This window comes from Micromonospora sp. DT41 (assembly GCF_049841715.1).
GTDB lineage: Bacteria > Actinomycetota > Actinomycetes > Mycobacteriales > Micromonosporaceae > Micromonospora > Micromonospora profundi.
The window spans coordinates 99964-116925 of the sequence record NZ_JBNCKU010000016.1; the positions used below are offsets into that span (position 1 = coordinate 99964).

Consider the following 16962-nt stretch of genomic DNA (forward strand, 5'->3'; position numbering starts at 1 on the left):
CAAAACTTGTCGCCGGCGTCCTCGGCCGTTAGATTATTGCCGTCATCCAAAACGCCCTGATGATCGGAGATCACCATGAGCACCTACCTGATCAACCACCTGCGCATCCCCGGCGGCGTCCCGAACGAGGCGGGGCTGTCATACCTGGAGCAGGTCGAGGCCACAGTGCACCCGTACGGCGGCAGGTGGCTCGCCCAGGGCGAGGGGGACGTGGTCGAGGGGGCCTGGCCGGGGTCCGTCGTCCTGATCGAGTTCCCCACCCGCGCCGATGCCGAGAACTGGTACAACTCGCCGGAGTACCAGGCGATCCTGCCCCTGCGGACCAACAACGCGATCTCGGACATCATCCTGATCGACAGCCTGGCCCCGGACTTCACAGTCGCCGGGTTCGCCAAGCAGGTACGCGCCGCGGTCGCCGCCGCCCGCTGAGGATGGCGCGAAGAGCACGGCGGCCCGGCCCAATGTGGGCCGGGCCGCCGTCGAGTTTCGCCGTCAGCCCTGGGCGGTCGAGCTGGAGCCGTCTGCCCTGGGCGGTTTCGGCGGTCGAGCCAGGGCTGTCAGCCACGGCGGTCGAGCCAGCGTTGCAGGGCCGCGCGGGGGTCCTGGCTGGGCTCGCGCTCGCGGTCGGGAGTGGCCGGGGCGCGCGGCACCGGGCGGCGGGGCTCACCTGCCAACTCGCGGCTGGGAGCGGTGAACGCAGTCTCCGGCTGACCCTTGACGGCGGTGCCGATGACCCGGGCAACCGCGTCGATCACCCTGGCCTGCACGGCGGAGCCCACGGAGTCGGTCGGGTCGTCCGGGTTGGCGGCGATGCCCGCGACGGCCACCTGCGGGGTGAAGCCGACGAACGTCTCGGTGGCGTTCTTCTCCGAGCTACCCGTCTTGCCGGCCACCGGCCGACCGTCGAGGATGCGGTTCACAGCAGTGGCGGTGCCGCCGTTGCACTGCCCGTACGGCGACTGCTGGCCCACCGGGCAGCGGGCGGCGTCGGTGGCAGCGCGGGCCACGTCGGCGTCCAGGACCCGCTTGCAGGACGGCTCACCGACCGGCACCTTCGCGCCCGTCGCGTCGGTCACCGAGACCACCGGCACCGGCGTGCAGTAGGTGCCCTCGGCGGCCACCGTGGCGTACGCGTTCGCCAGGTCCAGCGGGGTCGTGGCGGCCACGCCCAGCGTGAACGAACCCCAGTTGGCGGCGTTGTCCTTGGCGAACGCGGCGTCAGACTCGGCGCGGAACGTGATGCCGAGGCGCTGTGCCATCTCCACCACCTTGTCCTGGCCGACCTGCTCGGCGAGCCAGACGAAGTAGGTGTTCACCGAACGGCCGAAGCCGTCCCACATCATCCGGTACCCGTCCATCCAGTCCGGGTTGGCGTTGACCGGGCACCAGCGGCCGTCGCAACTGCCCGGCCCCTCCGCCGCGTACCGGGTGCGCAGCTTGGCGGGCGCGTCGAAGCCCGTGGACAGGGTCCGGCCCGACTCCAACGCCGCGAGCATCGTGAACAGCTTGAACGTCGAACCCGCCTGATACCCGTCCACGCTGGCCCCGCCAGAGATCAGCGGATTGACCGTGTTCGGGTAGTTGGCCTGCCCGTCCGGGTTGTCGGCCAGGCTGTAGTGCCGGTTCACGGCCATCGCCAGCACCTGGCCGGTGCCCGGCTGCACGGCCGCGATCGGCAGGGCGCGCTTGTTGTCGTACCCGTAGACCTTTGTCGCCTGCTGCTGCGCGGTGGCCTGGACCTCCGGGTCAAGGGAGGTGACAACCGTGTAGCCGCCCGAGCGCAGTGCCTGCTCCCGCTCCGCGGCCGTGGCGCCGAACGCGGGCTGGGTCAGCCACCACCGGCGCAGGTAGTCACAGAAGAAGCCCCAGTCGTCGTGCCCCTGCGCCACGGCGGTGCAGCCGTTGGGCTGCGCTGTGGGCTTCAGAGCCAGCGGCTCCGCCTTCGCCTGCGCGGCCTGCGCGGCGGTGATCGCCCCGGTGGCTGCCATCGAATCCAGCACGTACCCCCGGCGGGCCAGCGCCGCGTCCTTGTTCCCGTCGATCGGGCTGTACGCGTCCGGGGACTGCACCAGACCGGCCAGCAGCGCCGCCTCGGCGAGCGTCAACCGCGCCGGAGGCTTGCCGAAGTAGCGCTGGCTGGCCGCCCCGATCCCGTACGCGCCGGAGCCGAAGTAGGCGATGTTCAGGTACCGGTTGAGGATCTCGTCCTTGCTGAGGCTCTGCTCCAGCGCGCTCGCGTACCGGATCTCCTGAATCTTGCGGCCGACCGTGGGGTCGGTGGCGGCGGCCCGCTCCTCGGCGCTGCGCGTGGGGTCGGTCTTGAGCACGTTACGGACGTACTGCATGGTCAGCGTCGAGCCGCCCTGCTCGGTGCCACCGCCCTTGACGTTTGCCACCAACGCCCGGAGCAGACCCCGCACGTCCGCGCCGCCGTGGTCGTAGAACCGCCGGTCTTCCGACGCCACGATCGCCTGCCGCATCACCGGCGCGATGTCCGCAAGCGCGACGTCCGTACGGTTCACGTCGTAGAACGTCGTGATCAGCGTCTTGCTGTCGTTCGCGTAGAGATACGAGCGCTGAGGGGTGGCCGGGGTACGCAGAGCCTCGGGCAGCGCGGCGTACGTGCCGATCGCGGACTGGGCGGCGAACCCGAACAGCAGGTTGCCCGGCAACGCGGCCACGGCCAGGACGAGCCCGGCCAGCAAGCCGGCGAGCAGCACTGTGAACAGCCGCGACAGCGGCGAGCGAGGGGCGGCCATGGTCCCCAGGATTGCCACGAAAGCCACCAACCGACCACCCTCGCGGCCCAACTGTCAGCAACTTCACCGCCCCTGACCAGCACCCGGCCAGTTGATCATGAGGTTGGCGGTGCGCCACGCCGGAACCGAGCACGCCAACCTCATGATCACCGCAAGTGGGCGGGCGCGGACGGCGGGCGGGAGTGGGCGGCGGGTCAGGGGGTCGGGGTCGTTAGGCTGGCGCTTGCGGCGTCGCGGACGGTTTCGCGGGGCATCAGGCGGCCGGAGCGGTAGCCGATGCCGATACCGGCGACCAGCACGAAGATCGCGCCAAACGTCTGTAGCGAGCCGATCAGGGCGCCGCCCAGGCCCAGCAACGGTGCCGCGATGATCAGCATGACGCCGTCGCCGAGGCTGAACGTGCCGGAACGGGCCACCGCCCACCCGGTGAAGAACCAGCCCACGCTGTAGAAGGTGGCACCAACCAGGACAAGCGAACGCGCGGTGGTGCCGAAGACCGGTGTCTGCTCGGTCAGCCCGGCGAAGGGCAGCATGAGTACGGTGCCCGCGATGCTTAGCATCAGCCCGGCCACTGCCACCCGTCGGCTGCGCGTGGCCGCCAGCAAACCGGTGAGGGCAAGCAGCGCGAGCAGGCCGAGCCAGACCGCCGCGACCCAACCGATGAGGTACGCCGCCTGTCCGTCGGCGGGATACGGGTCGTTGCCCACCCCGCCGTCGCTGGCCATCGCGACCACGCCGTAGAGGATGGCGTACGCGGGCAGCAGCCACACCGCGGCGCGTGCGAACCTGCGCAGCGACCAGGCCCAACTGGCGTTTGTCGCCGGCCCCGGCGGGGTCGGTTCGTCGATGAAGGGCAGTACGCCGAAGCCACCGCCGCTGCGCCGGGAGCCCAGTGGGGCGATCGGGTCGTGCGCGCCGGGTACCGGGGCCGAGGACCACGTCCGGTTCACGGGATCCTTCATGCGTCACCTCGCTCGTCCACGAGCGGTGCGAGACGCGCCGGGGCGCCCCGATCACCTGGTCACCACCCGTCCTAGGACCGATCGTGGCAGGCTACGGAGCGCCCCATGAGTCTTTTTCGTATTTACCCGGCCGGTTGGCCGGTGTACGGATCAGCCGCGCTCGCGCTGGTCCGCCGGGTCCTCCATGAGGCTGGTCGGGGACACCGGCTCCGGGGCCGGCAGCCCCTGCGGCTTGTTGCCACCGGTGGCCTGCGCCTCGGCGACGCGTACCTCGTCGTGGATCTGCTGGGCGGCGTCCGCCGCGGCCTGCGCCGCCTCCGCGGCCTCACGCTCCACCTGGCTCGCGTGGTCGGCCGCCTCCGGTGCGGGCAGGTCCCCCACCATCTGGCTCAGCCCACCGAGCGCGCCACCCATGCCCTCCAGGGCCTTGGTCAGCTCGGCCGGCACGATCCAGACCTTGTTGGCGCTGCCCTGGGCGATCTGCGGGAGTGCCTGGAGGTACTGGTAGGCGAGCACCTTCTGGCTCGGGTTCGCCTGGTGGATGGCGTCGAAGACCGTGCGGATCGCCTTCGCCTGACCCTCGGCCTGCAGGATCCGCGCCTGCCGGTCACCGTCGGCGCGCAGCACCGCGGACTGCTTCTCACCCTCGGCCGTGAGGATCTGCGACTGCTTGTGCCCCTCGGCGGTGAGGATCGCCGCCCGACGGTCACGCTCGGCGCGCATCTGCTTCTCCATCGAGTCGCGGATGCTTGCCGGCGGCTCGATCGCCTTGATCTCGACCCGGGTCACCTTGATGCCCCAGCGGCCGGTGGTCTCGTCAAGCACCCCGGAGAGGTGCCTGTTGATCTCGTCGCGGCTGGTGAGCGCCCGCTCCAGATCCAGCGAGCCGATCACGTTACGCAGCGTCGTGACGGTCAGCTGCTCGATGGCCTGGAGGAAGCTGGAGATCTCGTAGGTCGCCCGGACCGAGTCGACAACCTTGAAGTAGAGAACCGTGTCGATCGAGACCACGAGGTTGTCCGAGGTGATCACCGGCTGCGGCGGGAAGCTGACGACCTGCTCCCGCATGTCGACCTTCGTGCGCACCGCGTCGACGAACGGCACCAACAGGTTGAGGCCAGGACTCAGGGTGCGCTTGTACTTGCCGAGCCGTTCCACCACATCCTGGCGCTGCTGCGGAACGATCCGCACCGCCTTCGCCAGGGTCACGACGGCGATCAACGCTACCGCGATGAGCAGCACACCTATGAAGTCCATCCGTTCACCCTCTCGCTTCCGGCAGCTCGCCGGCGGAAGAAACATCGTCCTGCCACACCAGGGCTGTCGCGCCCCGGACCTTTATCACCCGAACCCGTTGACCGGCTTCGAAAGTCTGCGTCGTGTCGTACGCCCGCGCGGTCCACAGCTCCCCGTCGATCTTGACGAGGCCCTCCTCGGCGTTCACCCGCTCCAGCACCAGCGCCGTGGATCCCTCAAGGGCCTCCACACCGAACGGCTGCTCACCGCTCTCCAGCGCCGAGCGGCGGTGCCGCCGGACGACCGGCCGGGCCATCGCCAGGCTCAACGCCGACACCACAGCGAAGACGAGCGCCTGCACGGCCACCGGTGCACCAAGGGCCGCAGCGCCCGCAGCGGCGAACGCGCCGACCCCGAACATGATCAGGAAAAGGGTCGTCGTGAAGATCTCACCGACCGCCAGAATCACACCCAATACGATCCACACCACGGCGTCCACCACCCGATCGTGACACGGAAATGCACGAGCAGCCCACCCGTGATGATCAGTAGGCTCTGCGGAAACAACCGCACGGCCCGTATCAGACCGGCTGAACGAGGAGTTTCCATTGACGCTGGTGCCCGAGACCGCCCGGCAGATCGACATGCAGGTCGCCCGCGCTCAGGCCGACGGCCACGTCCCGTCACTGGTGCTTGGCGTCGTCCGTGACGGCACGGTGGCGCACCTCGCCACCGCAGGCGAACACCCCCGCCCCGGCGTCGACATTCAGTACCGCCTCGGCTCGATCAGCAAGACCATGACCGCCACCCTTGTCATGCAGTTGCGCGACGCTGGCCGGCTCGCGCTGGACGACCCGCTGGAGCGCCACCTGCCGGGAACCGGCGTCGGCGAGATCACAGTGCGCCAGATGCTCGCACACGCCAGCGGCCTGCAACGCGAACCCGACGGCGACTGGTGGGAGCGCGCCGCCGGCGTCGACCTGGCCACCCTGCTCGCCGGCCTCACCGCCGACAAGATCGCTCACCCGCCGCACGCCACGTACCACTACTCCAACCTGGCGTACGCGCTGCTCGGCGGAATGCTCGAACGACTCACCGGGACGCCCTGGATCGACCTCCTCGACGAGCGGATCCTCACCCCGCTCGGTATGCGCCGCACCACCTACTCGGCCACCGAACCGTTCGCCCGCGGCTACGTCGTCCACCCCTGGCACGACACGCTGCGCGAAGAACCCCGCACCGACACCGGGGCGATGGCCCCCGCCGGGCAACTCTGGTCGACAATCGAGGACCTGGGCCGCTGGGCCGCGTTCCTCGCCGACCCCGACCCGTCGGTGCTGGCCGCCGACACCCTGACCGAGATGTGCTCCCCCGTGGTGATCAGCGACCACACGGCATGGACGCACGGGCACGGTCTCGGCCTCGAACTCCACCGGGAAGACAACCGGGTGTACGTCGGGCACGGCGGCTCGATGCCCGGCTACGTCGCCTCGCTGGCAGTGCACCGACCCAGCCGTACCGCAGTTGTCGGCTTCGCCAACTCGTACGGCTTCCGTACCGGGCACATCGGCGCGCTCGGCCGGCAACTGCTCACCCTCGTGCTGGACGCCGAGCCGGCGCCGGTCACCCCGTGGCAGCCGGCCGAGGCCGCGCCGCCCGCCGACCTCGCCGAGTTGACCGGCCGCTGGTGGTGGATGGGCACCTCCATCGAGGTGTACGCCGACAGCGCGGGCGACCTGCACGCCGGCCCGGTCGGCGCACCCGACCTGCGCTTCGTGGCCGCCGGCCCGGACCGGTGGCGGGGCCGCGCCGGCGAGCAGGACGGCGAGATCCTCACCGTCCGCCGCGACGAGCGGGGCCGGGCGGTCGCGCTGGACATCGCGACGTTCGTCTACACCCGCGATCCCGACGACGAGCCCTGAGTCACGCCCACGTTCCGGCGGCGGCTGATCGCCGACGTCCAGCGGCGGCGGTGGTTGTCAGGCCGGCTCGGTGACGAAGTCGATGAGGCGTTCCATCGCGTTGATCAGGGGCGTCTCCACGTCCGCGAAGCTGTTCACCCGGGACAGGATGTGCCGCCACATGTCGGCCGGCTCGGCCACCCCGAGGGCAGCGCAGACGCCCTCCTTCCACGGGCGGCCCGGCGGCACCACCGGCCAGGCCGCGATTCCCAGCGCCGCCGGCTTGACCGCCTGCCAGACGTCGACGTAGGGGTGCCCGGTCACCAGCACGTACGGCGAGTTGACCCGTGCCACGATCCGGCTCTCCTTGCTGCCGGGCACGAGGTGGTCGACAAGCACACCGAGCCGTCGGGTCGGCCCCGGCCCGAAGTCACGCACCTCGGCGTCGAGGTCGTCGATGCCGTCCAGGGGCTCCACGACCACGCCCTCGATCCGCAGGTCGTCACCCCAGATGCGCTCGACGAGCGCGGCGTCGTGAATGCCCTCCACCCAGATGCGGCTGGCCTTGGCGACCTGGGCGCGGACGTTCTCCACCGCCACCGAGCCGGATGCGGTCCGTCGACGGGCCGCAGGCACCGGCGCGCGGGTCGGTCGGCGCAGCGTCACCGGGCGACCGTCGAGCAGGAACGCCGCCGGTAGCAGGGGAAAGTTGCGCCGCTTACCGTGCCGGTCCTCCAGGACGACGGCTCCGGAGTCGAAGCCCACCACCGCTCCGCAGAACCCGGAGTCGGCGTCCTCCACCACGAGATCGGGTTCGGCGTCCACCTCGGGGGTGACCTTCCGTCGCCGCCAGTCCCCCGCCAGCACGTCCTCGCCGTATCGCCCCGCCATGTCGATCACGCTAACGCCGCCAAACCCCAACCCCCACCCCGACACACCCCCCACGCCGCTCCATCCCCGTCGATCATGGAGTTGTGGTGCCCCACGAACCGTAGCTAAACGTCCTCTTTCGGCCACCACAACCCCATGATCGACGCTGGAGGTGGGTGCGGGCTCGCGGGGAGGGCGGGCGGTCGGAGCGGCAGCCGAGACAGGGCCGGTCGTGACCACGTACCCTTTCGGCATGTCCACCCCCGCAACGGGCGCGGCCACACTCGCGCCGCGCCGGTCGAGCCGGTTCGTTGCCTGGGTGCGCGCGTGGCGCGCCGGGTTGGTGCCGTTCGACGAGGTCGCCGACGCCATCGCCGGCGACGAGGAGCACCTCGTTGCGGACGCCCCCGGCACCTGGACCGACGTCCCGCTCGGCGCCGCGCTGCCTACCCTGGCCAAGCTCTCCCCGGACGAGATCCGGCTGGTGCTGCCTGCGCCGGGTGATCCCCGAGGCCTGCCCGGTCCTGGGGACTTCGCAGGTGCGGCGCTGGTGACGGGCGAGGCGGTGGTGGCCGGTGGGCTCGGGTTGATCCCCCAGGTCCGCAACCACACTTCGGGCTCGGGTGACTGTTTCGAGACGGTGCTGTGGCGTGTCTACCCGCTGCCGGCCAACGCACCCGCCGCGTCCCTCGCACTGCCCGGCGCAGCCGAGGCCGAGGCGGAGCTGGCTGCCGCGCTGGCCGAGACCACCGCCGCGCTGACCCGCCTCGACGTCGCCCAGTGGCGGCCCGAGTTGGCCGGGGCGCTTGCCGCGCTGCGCCGCCCCGACGGTGCCACCGACCTGCCGCCGGGCTTCGACCCGCGGGCACGCCGGCTGTTCGCCCGCGCCGCGGTGCTCGACCGGGTGCTCGCCCTGGCCGGCCACGCCGCACCCGGCGGTGCGATCAACAACTACGAGGCGCAGCAACGCGACGCGGCGCTACGACCACTCACCGCGGCCTGCCGGCAGGCCCTCGTCGCCGCCTGCAACGCCCCCCTGCGCCCCTGACCACGCCGCCGCGCGCAGGCATGATCGTGCTCGATCCAGGATGTAGTGGTGTCCAAGTAGGAGCGTTACCACTAAATCCTGGTTGCTGCGCGATCAGCGGCGGCGGGCCGCGACGGGGCGGCCGGCCGACGGTCAGACCTCGTCGAGCAGGTCGGCGACCGAGTTGACGATCCGGGACGGGCGGTACGGGTAGCGCTCCGCCTCGGTACGGCTGCTGATCCCGGTCAGCACCAGGATGGTCTCCAGCCCCGCCTCCAGACCACACAGGATGTCGGTGTCCATCCGGTCGCCGATCATCGCGGTGCTCTCCGAGTGCGCGTTGATGGTGTTCAACGCCGACCGCATCATCATCGGGTTGGGTTTGCCGACGAAGTACGGCTCCACCCCCGTCGCCTTGGAGATCATCGCGGCGACAGAGCCGGCGGCGGGCAGGGCGCCCTCGACGGACGGGCCGGTCACGTCGGGGTTGGTGCAGATGAACCGCGCCCCGTCGTTGATCAGCCGAACCGCCTTGGTGATCGCCTCGAAGCTGTAGGTGCGGGTCTCGCCGAGCACCACGTAGTCCGGAGCGAAGTCGGTGAGCACGTAGCCGACAGCGTGCAGCGCCGTGGTCAGGCCGGCCTCACCGATGACGTACGCGGTGCCGCCCGGCCGCTGGTCGGCGAGGAACTGACCGGTGGCAAGGGCGGAGGACCAGATCGCCTCCTCCGGGACGTCCAGCCCCATCCGGCTCAACCGGGCCGTCAGGTCACGCGGCGTGTAGATCGAGTTGTTGGTGAGCACCAGGAACGGCTTGCCCGAGGAGCGTAGCCTCTTGACGAACTCCGGCGCGCCGGGCACCGGCTGGCCCTCGTGCACCAGCACGCCGTCCATGTCGGTCAGCCAGCTCTGCACCGGCTTGCGGTCCTGCATCGATGATTCCCCGGGGGTGTCGGTGGGCGGTTGGGTCGTCAGGGGCGGCGGGTCGGCACGCAGCAGACAGTGGGGCAGGTGTCCCACATCGGCAGCTCACCCAGGCGGCGGCGCAGCTGCGCACCGTCCGGGTCGGTGCGCTCGGTGACCAGCTCACGGACCATTGCCACGAAGCGCGGGTCGGTGCCCGGTGTGCCGGCCCGGACGAAGTCCAGACCGAGCCGCTTGGCCGTCTCCAACGCCTCGGTGTCCAGGTCCCACACCACCTCCAGGTGGTCCGAGACGAAACCGATCGGGCTTACCACCACGCTTGTCGTGCCGTTCTCGGCGAGGGTGGCGAGGTGGTCGTTGACGTCCGGCTCCAGCCACGGCACCTGTGGCGGGCCGGATCGGCTCTGCCACACCAGGTCGTACTCCAGGTCGGGGGCGGCGGCCGCCGCGACCAGGCGGGCGGCCTCGTGCAGTTGCGCCTCGTACCGGCCGCCGTGCGGGCCGGCGCTGGCCGCCATCGAGGTGGGTACGGAGTGTGCGGTGAACACCAGCCGGGTGGTGTCGCGCCGGGCCGGATCGAGCTGGGTCAGAGCGGCCCGGACAGCGTCCACGTGCGGCTCGATGAAACCGGGGTGGTCCCAGAACTGGCGCAGCTTCTCGATCACCGGCGCGTCGGGGCCGACGGCGGCCCGGGCGGCGGCGATGTCCTCCTGGTACTGCCGGCAGGACGAGTAGCCGCCGTACGCGCTGGTGACGAAGGCAAGGGCGCGGGTGACGCCGTCGTCGCGCATCTGCGTCACGGTGTCGGCGAGCATCGGGTCCCAGTTGCGGTTGCCCCAGTAGACGGGCAGGTCGACACCGTTCGCGGCGAAGTCGGCGCGGACGGCTGCCAGCAGGTCACGGCACTGCTGGTTGATCGGGGACACCCCACCGAAGTGCTGGTAGTGCTCGGCGACCTCGGCCAGCCGCTCGGGCGGCACGCCCCGGCCGCGTGTCACGTTCTGCAGGAAAGGCATCACGTCCTCGGGCCGTTCCGGCCCGCCGAAGGACACCAGCACCACCGCGTCGTACGACATGGCCCCATTGTTCCTCGCCCGCCAGCACACCATCCGGTCGGGGCGGTGACCACTGGATCGCGCCGCGTTAAGAAGGGCCCCTTCCTATGCCTGAGGCGTTAAGAAGGGGCCCTTCCTTACACCCAGGTCAGGCGCCGATGGCGTGGTAGCCGCCGTCGACGTGGACGATCTCGCCGGTGGTGGCCGGGAACCAGTCCGACAGCAGCGCGAGGCAGGCCCGGGCGGCCGGCTCCTGGTCGGTGAGGCTCCAGCCCAGCGGCGCCCGCTCGGTCCAGGCGTCCTCGAACTGGTCGAAGCCCGGGATCGACTTCGCGGCGATGGTGCGCAGCGGCCCGGCGGCGACGAGGTTGCTGCGGATGCCCTGCTTGCCCAGGTGCAGCGCCAGGTAGCGGGATGCGGACTCCAGGCCGGCCTTGGCCACGCCCATCCAGTCGTAGACCGGCCACGCCTTCGTGGCGTCGAAGGTCAGGCCGACCACCGCGCCGCCGGGCGACATCAGCGGCAGCGCCGCCATGGCCAGCGACTTGTACGAGAAGGTGGAGACGTGCAGGGCGGTCGCCACGTCCTCCCAGGGCGCGTCGAGGAAACCGCCGCCGAGGCAGCTCTGCGGGGCGAAGCCGATCGAGTGCACCACGCCGTCGAGCCCGTCGACGTGCTCGCGGACCCGGTCGGCAAGGCTGGCCAGGTGCTCGGCGTTTGTCACGTCCACCTCGATGACCGGCGCCGGCTCGGGCAGCCGCTTGGCGATCCGCTCGACCAGGGATAGCCGTCCGAAGCCGGTCAGCACGACCTGCGCGCCGTTCTCCTGGGCGAGCTTCGCCACCGAGAAGGCGATCGAAGCGTCGGTGATGACGCCGCTGACGAGCAGCCGCTTACCGGCGAGCAGTCCGGACATGCAGGGTTCCTCCGTAATCAAAGGGGGTCAGTGGCCCATACCGAGGCCGCCGTCGACAGGGATCACGGCGCCGGAGACGTACCCGGCGCTGTCGGAGGCCAGCCAGGTCACCACGGCCGCCACCTCGTCCGGGGTGGCCATCCGGCCGGCCGGGATGGACTTGCGGATCTCCGCCTTGCGGTCCTCGGACAGGCCGGCGGTCATGTCCGTGTCGATGAAGCCGGGTGCCACCACGTTGGCGGTGATGTTGCGGCTGCCCAGCTCACGGGTGATCGAGCGGGCCACGCCGACCAGGCCGGCCTTGCTGGCGGCGTAGTTGACCTGCCCGGCGCCGCCGGAGAGACCGACCACCGATGAGATGAAGATCATGCGGCCCCACTTGGCCCGGAGCATCTTGCCGGAGGCCCGCTTGGCGACCCGGTACGAACCGGTGAGGTTGGTGTCCACCACGCCGGTGAACTGCTCCTCGGTCATCCGCAGCAGCAGCGTGTCGTCGGTGATGCCGGCGTTGGCGACAAGCACCTCGACCGGCCCCAGCTCGGCCTCGACGGCGGTGAACGCGGCGTCGACGGAGGCCGCGTCGGTGACGTCGGCGCGTACGCCGAACAGCCCGTCCGGCGCCTCGCCGCTGCGATGGGTGACCGCAACCCGGTCACCCTGCTTGGCGAAGGCCTGCGCGATGGCCAGGCCGATCCCCCGGTTGCCCCCGGTCACCAACACGGTACGGGCCACGGTTCCCCCTTGCTCAGCTGATCTCAGTCGGAGGCGAGCCTAGGCGTTACCGGCAGGTAAGCGCTAACGGGAGAGGCACCTGAGCGGCGCGAAGAGCAAGCCGGAGGTGCGCCGACGGAGGCCCCAGGTGATGCCCTCCGGCTGGACGGTGTCACACCAAAGTACGACACAGGGATCGGACCCTGGTGGCACTCCTCGCGCGGGCTCGGACCGTAGCCTGCTGTGGTGAACCGGCAACCGGCCGCCGTGGCCCTGCGAGCCCTCCGGCAGACCCTGGTCGGCCCCGACACCTCGCCCGCCCGGCCGCTGCTGGCCCGCTGGCCGCGGCTCGCCCGGTACGCCGCCCCGGCCGGTCTGCTCGCCGCCCTCGGCCTCTTCTGGATCACGCTGGCCATCGAGAGCGAGTGGGGTCTGCCGACACCGGTAGCGGTGCTGTTCGCGGCGATGACAGTGGCGCCGCTGCTGGCGCTGCCCCGGCGTCCCCTGCTGGCCTGGCGACTGACGGTGCTGGCCCTGCTGGTGTGCACGTTCAACGCGCCGGCCGAACAGCCCGGTCCGTGGACGGCGCCGCTGGCGCTCGGGTCGATCGCGGTGGTCGCGGTGGTCGTCGCGCGGGTCGACAGACCGGTGCTGGCCTGGGTGGTGGCGATCACCTCGGTGCCGGTGCTCACCCTGGTACGTCCGGCTGACCGGGCCGCCGTCCTGGCGCTGCTCGGCGTGCTGGCGATCGTCGGTGACCTGATCAGGCGCAACCGGCTGTCCCGGCGCGAGCTGGCCGCGCAGACCGAGTTGAGCGAGCGGGAGCAGGAGCGCCGCGCGGTGCTTGAGGAACGCACCCGGATCGCCCGGGAGTTGCACGACGTGGTGGCCCACCACATGTCACTGATCGCGGTGCAGGCCGAGACCGCCCCGTACCGGCTGACGGGCGTGCCAGCGCCGGCCGCCGCGGAGTTCGTCGCCATCGCCGCCTCGGCCCGCGACGCGCTTACCGACATGCGTCGGCTGCTGGGGGTGCTGCGCAGCGAGTCGAGCGACCCGCAGACCGCGCCCCAACCGGACCTCGCCGACCTGGGTGCGATGGTGGACGCGGCACGCCGCGCCGGCCTGCCGGTGACCCTGGACACCGGGCCGCTGGACGAGCAGCAGGTGCCCGCGCCGGTCGGGCTGGCCGCGTACCGCATCGTGCAGGAGGGCCTGGCCAACGCGGCCCGGCACGCGGTCGGCGCCGCGGTGCGGGTCACCGTCCGCGCCGAGCGGTCCGCCCTGGAGGTACGCGTGCAGAACGCGCCACCGGACGACGCGGGTGTCCGGACGGGCGCCGAGGCGGTTCCCGGGCACGGGCTGACCGGCATGCGGGAACGGGCCACGTCGCTGGGCGGTACGTTCACCGCCGGGCCCCTGCCTGACGGGGGTTACGCGGTGGCGGCGCAGTTGCCGTACGACACGGAGGGCGGGAACCTGTGATCAAGGTGTTGATCGCCGACGACCAGGCGATGGTCCGCCAGGGTTTCGGCGCGCTGCTCGCCGCCCAGCCGGACCTGCTCGTGGTCGGTGACGCCGCCGACGGCGCGCAGGCCGTCACCGCCGCCCGCCAACTCGACCCCGACGTGGTGTTGATGGACGTGCGGATGCCGGTAATGGACGGGCTGGCCGCCACCCGCAAGCTGCTCGGCGACCGGTCGGCGCAGCGCCCCCGCGTGCTCATCCTCACGACCTTCGACCTGGACGACTACGTGTACGAGGCGCTGCGCGCCGGCGCCAGCGGATTCCTGCTCAAGGACGCCCCGGCGGCCGACCTGGTGCAGGCGGTGCGGGTGGTCGCGGCCGGCGACGCGCTGCTCGCCCCGGCGGTCACCCGTCGGCTGATCGCCGAGTTCGCGGCCCGCCCGGACCGCCGCCGCCCGCGCCCCACCGACCTGGCCGGGTTGACCCCTCGGGAGACCGAGGTGCTGCGGTTGATCGCCCGGGGCCGCAACAACGCGGAGATCGCTGCCGACCTGGTGGTGGCCGAGCAGACCGTGAAGACGCACATCGGGCGGATCCTGGCCAAGCTGGGTCTGCGCGACCGCGCCCAGGCCGTCGTGCTGGCGTACGAGACGGGTCTGGTCGCCGCCGGCGAGTAGCTCCCAGGGGGCAGTCCGGGAACGGCTCTCCGGGACGACGACCGCGCACCACCCGCCGTCGCACTCTCTCCCGCGGAAGACATTCCGCTAGGGGGGAACGTGATGCGACGACGAGGTGCCGACCGCCTGGCGCTGGCCTTGCTGCTCGGCGTGAACCTGGTGCTACCCGTCCGGGCCGAGCCGGTCGCGGCGGCCGGGTTCGTCGAGGCGTACCCGGTGACGGAGGCGGCGATGCGCGCGGCCGGCCCTCCGTACGCGGACTGGGTGGCCGGCGGGCGCCGGTTTCTGCTGTTCGATCCGCGCGGCGACGGCCGCGTCGTCGAGGTGCTCGGCGACCTGGCCGACGCGGACCGGATCGCGGTGCTGGTGCCCGGCGTGGGCAGTACCCTCGCGGACTTCGACAGTGGGTTGGGCGGTGTCGCACAGCGGGCGCCTGCGGCGCAGGCCGGGCAGCTCTATCGGCAGCTGCAGGCGATCGCCCCGGGGGCGCGGGTCGCGGTGCTGGCCTGGCTCGGCTACGACCCGCCCGACGGGGTGGTGACGGCCGCCGGGACAGCCGGCGCCCGGCGCGGCGCGGACGCGCTGGTCGCGTTGTTGCGGCAGTTGGCAGCGCGCCGACCGGCCGCAACGATCACAGTGGTCGGGCACAGCTACGGCGCGCTCGTGGTGTCGCTGGCGGCGGCCGGCGCACCGGCTCAGGTCACCGACGTGGTAAGCCTTGGCGGCGTCGGCGCCGGGGTGCAGCACGCCGACGACATGCGCGGTCGGCGGTTCTGGGCGGCCGAGGCACCGACCGACTGGATCCGCCGGGTGCCGCCGGTGCGGCTGCCGGGTCTCGGCTTCGGCCGCCGCCCGGGCGACCCCGCGTTCGGCGCCCGGGCGCTGCCGGTCGGTGGGGTGACCGGGCACGACGGGTATCTCACGCCGGGCAGCTCCACGCTGGCCGCCGTCGCGGCGGTCGTCCTGACCGCCGCCGACGCCGACCGGTTCGGGGACGCCCGATGAGCCGCGACCGCGCCGTCGACGCCCTGCGGGTGTACGCCATCTGCGGGGTGGTGCTGGGGCACTGGCTGGTCACCGGGCTGGTGCTTGCCGACGACGGTGGGCTGCACCAGGCCAGCCCGCTCACCGAGCTGCCCGTCCTGGCACCGGTGACCTGGGTGTTGCAGACGCTCGGACTCTTCTTCTTCGCCGCCGGATTCGGCTCGACCCGGTCGCTGGCCCGGCACCGGGGCGGCCCGGGCAACTGGTTGGCTCGGCGGCTACGCCGGCTGCTGCTGCCCACGGTGGCGCTGCTGGGAGTGGGCGCCGCCATGCTGCTCGCCGCCACAGTCATCGGCACCCCGGACGACACGCTCACCGTCGCGCTGCGGCTCGCGGTCAGCCCGTTGTGGTTCCTGCTGCCGCTGCTGGTGATGGTCGCGTCGACCGGCCCGCTGCGTGTCGCCGTACGCCGGTGGGGCCTGAGTCGCTGCCTCGTGCCGACGGTGGCCGTGGTGGCGGTGGCCGACCTGGCCGTACGGCTGCTGCCTGCCGAGGGCAGCCTGCCGCCGGTCACCGTGGTGGCGGCCTGGTCGGTGCCGTACCTGCTCGGCGTGGCGCACGCCGACGGACGCCTGGACGGGCGGCGGGCAGCCGGCACGCTGGCGGGCGTCGGTGTGCTCGCGCTGGCGACGCTGCTGGCGCTGGGCTACCCGGTGAGCGCGGTCGGGGTTCCCGGAGCGGACGTGTCGAACCTGAACCCGCCGTCGCTGTTTGCGGTGGCCCTGGCTGTCGCCCAGGTCGGGTTGGCGCTGCTCGCCCGGCCGGCGCTGGAACGACTGCTGACCCGGCCGGTGCCGCGCCGGACGGTGAGCAGGGCGAACCGTAACGCCGTCCGGATCTATCTGTGGCATCAGCCGGTGCTGGTGTCGGTGACGGCGCTCACCGCCCGCGCCGGGCTGCCCCTGCCGGGGCTGCACACCGCGCCGGACGACGCGGGCTGGGTGCTGGCCCGCTGCTGCTGGCTTCCGCTGCTGGCCACGGCGCTGGTAATCGTCGTGCGGACGGGTCGCCGCGACGGGCCGCACCAGCCGGCCGGTGGAGGGGTCGCGGACCGGTCGGCCGAGTGCGTCCTGTCGACACCTCAGGTGTACCATCATCGACGTTCCGGCCCGCCCGACCTACAGGAGGTGATCGCTGTGCGAGATAGCGATCCTCCCAGTCGTGGCCGGGCCGATGGTCAGCCCCGCTGAGCCACGACTCAGTCTGGTGAGCTGACCCCGCTTCGCTCCCCCACCACCCCGGTTGACGCCGGGGGTGCGTGTGCCGCGCGCCGTCCGATGACCGGACGGTTGCCGGGAGCTGCCCGGTCACGACTTCGTGTGCGCGTCCCCACCCCCTGCGGTCCGCCCTGCCCCGCGGATCGTCCTGCCGCCACCCGGAGCCATCCATGAGCCGCTACGTCGCCCCGCTGGG

16 protein-coding genes are annotated in these 16962 nt (G+C 72.0%); 7 read left to right on the forward strand and 9 right to left on the reverse strand.

What is annotated here, in order from left to right:
- Positions 1-75 precede the first annotated feature (75 nt).
- On the forward strand, positions 76-429 hold the full coding sequence (locus ACLQ23_RS25540; protein ID WP_355594494.1) for a DUF1330 domain-containing protein: 354 nt from the start codon (positions 76-78) through the stop codon (positions 427-429).
- A gap of 128 nt (positions 430-557) precedes the next feature.
- Here ACLQ23_RS25540 and ACLQ23_RS25545 read toward each other — a convergent pair whose 3' ends face one another.
- The 4 genes from ACLQ23_RS25545 to ACLQ23_RS25560 form a co-directional block, all read right to left on the reverse strand.
- Complete coding sequence (locus ACLQ23_RS25545; protein ID WP_425881212.1) at positions 558-2759, reverse strand: transglycosylase domain-containing protein; 2202 nt, start codon at positions 2757-2759, stop codon at positions 558-560.
- Positions 2760-2953: 194 nt separating this feature from the next.
- Complete coding sequence (locus ACLQ23_RS25550) at positions 2954-3721, reverse strand: hypothetical protein (RefSeq protein WP_355594490.1); 768 nt, start codon at positions 3719-3721, stop codon at positions 2954-2956.
- A gap of 150 nt (positions 3722-3871) precedes the next feature.
- Complete coding sequence (locus ACLQ23_RS25555) at positions 3872-4978, reverse strand: SPFH domain-containing protein (protein ID WP_355594488.1); 1107 nt, start codon at positions 4976-4978, stop codon at positions 3872-3874.
- A 4-nt stretch (positions 4979-4982) separates the two neighbouring features.
- Positions 4983-5456 (reverse strand): NfeD family protein, encoded by a 474-nt coding sequence (locus ACLQ23_RS25560; protein ID WP_355594486.1) that lies wholly within the window; start codon positions 5454-5456, stop codon positions 4983-4985.
- Between the two features lie 109 nt (positions 5457-5565).
- Here ACLQ23_RS25560 and ACLQ23_RS25565 point away from each other — a divergent pair, with 109 nt between their 5' ends.
- The gene (locus ACLQ23_RS25565; RefSeq protein WP_355594484.1) at positions 5566-6879 is read left to right on the forward strand and encodes a serine hydrolase domain-containing protein; all 1314 of its coding nucleotides are present in this window, start codon (positions 5566-5568) and stop codon (positions 6877-6879) included.
- Between the two features lie 57 nt (positions 6880-6936).
- On the opposite strand, the gene ACLQ23_RS25570 is transcribed toward ACLQ23_RS25565, so the two are convergent.
- A complete protein-coding gene (locus tag ACLQ23_RS25570; RefSeq protein WP_355594482.1) occupies positions 6937-7749 on the reverse strand; it encodes a DUF3097 domain-containing protein in 813 nt (270 codons plus the stop codon).
- A gap of 232 nt (positions 7750-7981) precedes the next feature.
- On the opposite strand from ACLQ23_RS25570, the gene ACLQ23_RS25575 reads away from it, so the two are divergent.
- Positions 7982-8776, forward strand: a complete 795-nt coding sequence (locus tag ACLQ23_RS25575) for a hypothetical protein (protein ID WP_053652565.1) — start codon at positions 7982-7984, stop codon at positions 8774-8776.
- A gap of 132 nt (positions 8777-8908) precedes the next feature.
- Here the strand turns inward: ACLQ23_RS25575 and ACLQ23_RS25580 are convergent, their stop codons facing one another.
- The 4 genes from ACLQ23_RS25580 to fabG all read right to left on the reverse strand — a co-directional run bounded on the left by ACLQ23_RS25580 (position 8909) and on the right by fabG (position 12382).
- Positions 8909-9775 carry an HAD-IIA family hydrolase gene (locus tag ACLQ23_RS25580; protein ID WP_355594480.1) on the reverse strand — a complete coding sequence of 289 codons (867 nt, stop codon included), beginning with the start codon at positions 9773-9775 and terminating at the stop codon, positions 8909-8911.
- Complete coding sequence (locus ACLQ23_RS25585) at positions 9727-10755, reverse strand: ferrochelatase (RefSeq protein WP_355594478.1); 1029 nt, start codon at positions 10753-10755, stop codon at positions 9727-9729. The genes ACLQ23_RS25580 and ACLQ23_RS25585 overlap by 49 nt, the downstream gene beginning before the upstream one ends.
- A gap of 127 nt (positions 10756-10882) precedes the next feature.
- Positions 10883-11650, reverse strand: a complete 768-nt coding sequence (gene fabI / locus ACLQ23_RS25590) for an enoyl-ACP reductase FabI (RefSeq protein ID WP_053652562.1) — start codon at positions 11648-11650, stop codon at positions 10883-10885.
- A gap of 27 nt (positions 11651-11677) precedes the next feature.
- Positions 11678-12382 (reverse strand): 3-oxoacyl-ACP reductase FabG, encoded by a 705-nt coding sequence (gene fabG, locus ACLQ23_RS25595; RefSeq protein ID WP_167943372.1) that lies wholly within the window; start codon positions 12380-12382, stop codon positions 11678-11680.
- Positions 12383-12607: 225 nt separating this feature from the next.
- Here fabG and ACLQ23_RS25600 point away from each other — a divergent pair, with 225 nt between their 5' ends.
- The 4 genes from ACLQ23_RS25600 (at position 12608) to ACLQ23_RS25615 (ending at position 16739) form a co-directional block, all read left to right on the forward strand.
- A complete protein-coding gene (locus tag ACLQ23_RS25600) occupies positions 12608-13846 on the forward strand; it encodes a sensor histidine kinase (RefSeq protein WP_355594476.1) in 1239 nt (412 codons plus the stop codon).
- Positions 13843-14505 carry a response regulator transcription factor gene (locus ACLQ23_RS25605; RefSeq protein WP_355594474.1) on the forward strand — a complete coding sequence of 221 codons (663 nt, stop codon included), beginning with the start codon at positions 13843-13845 and terminating at the stop codon, positions 14503-14505. Before ACLQ23_RS25600 ends, ACLQ23_RS25605 begins: the two co-directional genes overlap by 4 nt.
- A 102-nt stretch (positions 14506-14607) precedes the next feature.
- Positions 14608-15510 carry an alpha/beta hydrolase gene (locus ACLQ23_RS25610; RefSeq protein WP_355594550.1) on the forward strand — a complete coding sequence of 301 codons (903 nt, stop codon included), beginning with the start codon at positions 14608-14610 and terminating at the stop codon, positions 15508-15510.
- Entirely contained in the window at positions 15507-16739 is a 1233-nt protein-coding gene (locus ACLQ23_RS25615; protein WP_355594472.1) for an acyltransferase family protein, read from the forward strand. The genes ACLQ23_RS25610 and ACLQ23_RS25615 overlap by 4 nt, the downstream gene beginning before the upstream one ends.
- The last annotated feature ends 223 nt before the right edge of the window (positions 16740-16962 follow it).

What these genes read in the sequence shown, in the direction of transcription:
- ACLQ23_RS25615 (WP_355594472.1), top strand. Translation starts at nt 15,507, where the DNA reads ATGAGCCGCGACCGCGCCGTCGACGCCCTGCGGGTGTACGCCATCTGC.
- ACLQ23_RS25540 (WP_355594494.1), top strand. Translation starts at nt 76, where the DNA reads ATGAGCACCTACCTGATCAACCACCTGCGCATCCCCGGCGGCGTCCCG.
- ACLQ23_RS25585 (WP_355594478.1), bottom strand. Translation starts at nt 10,755, where the DNA reads ATGTCGTACGACGCGGTGGTGCTGGTGTCCTTCGGCGGGCCGGAACGG.
- ACLQ23_RS25555 (WP_355594488.1), bottom strand. Translation starts at nt 4,978, where the DNA reads ATGGACTTCATAGGTGTGCTGCTCATCGCGGTAGCGTTGATCGCCGTC.
- ACLQ23_RS25610 (WP_355594550.1), top strand. Translation starts at nt 14,608, where the DNA reads ATGCGACGACGAGGTGCCGACCGCCTGGCGCTGGCCTTGCTGCTCGGC.
- ACLQ23_RS25545 (WP_425881212.1), bottom strand. Translation starts at nt 2,759, where the DNA reads ATGGCCGCCCCTCGCTCGCCGCTGTCGCGGCTGTTCACAGTGCTGCTC.
- ACLQ23_RS25575 (WP_053652565.1), top strand. Translation starts at nt 7,982, where the DNA reads ATGTCCACCCCCGCAACGGGCGCGGCCACACTCGCGCCGCGCCGGTCG.
- ACLQ23_RS25550 (WP_355594490.1), bottom strand. Translation starts at nt 3,721, where the DNA reads ATGAAGGATCCCGTGAACCGGACGTGGTCCTCGGCCCCGGTACCCGGC.
- fabI (WP_053652562.1), bottom strand. Translation starts at nt 11,650, where the DNA reads ATGTCCGGACTGCTCGCCGGTAAGCGGCTGCTCGTCAGCGGCGTCATC.
- ACLQ23_RS25570 (WP_355594482.1), bottom strand. Translation starts at nt 7,749, where the DNA reads ATGGCGGGGCGATACGGCGAGGACGTGCTGGCGGGGGACTGGCGGCGA.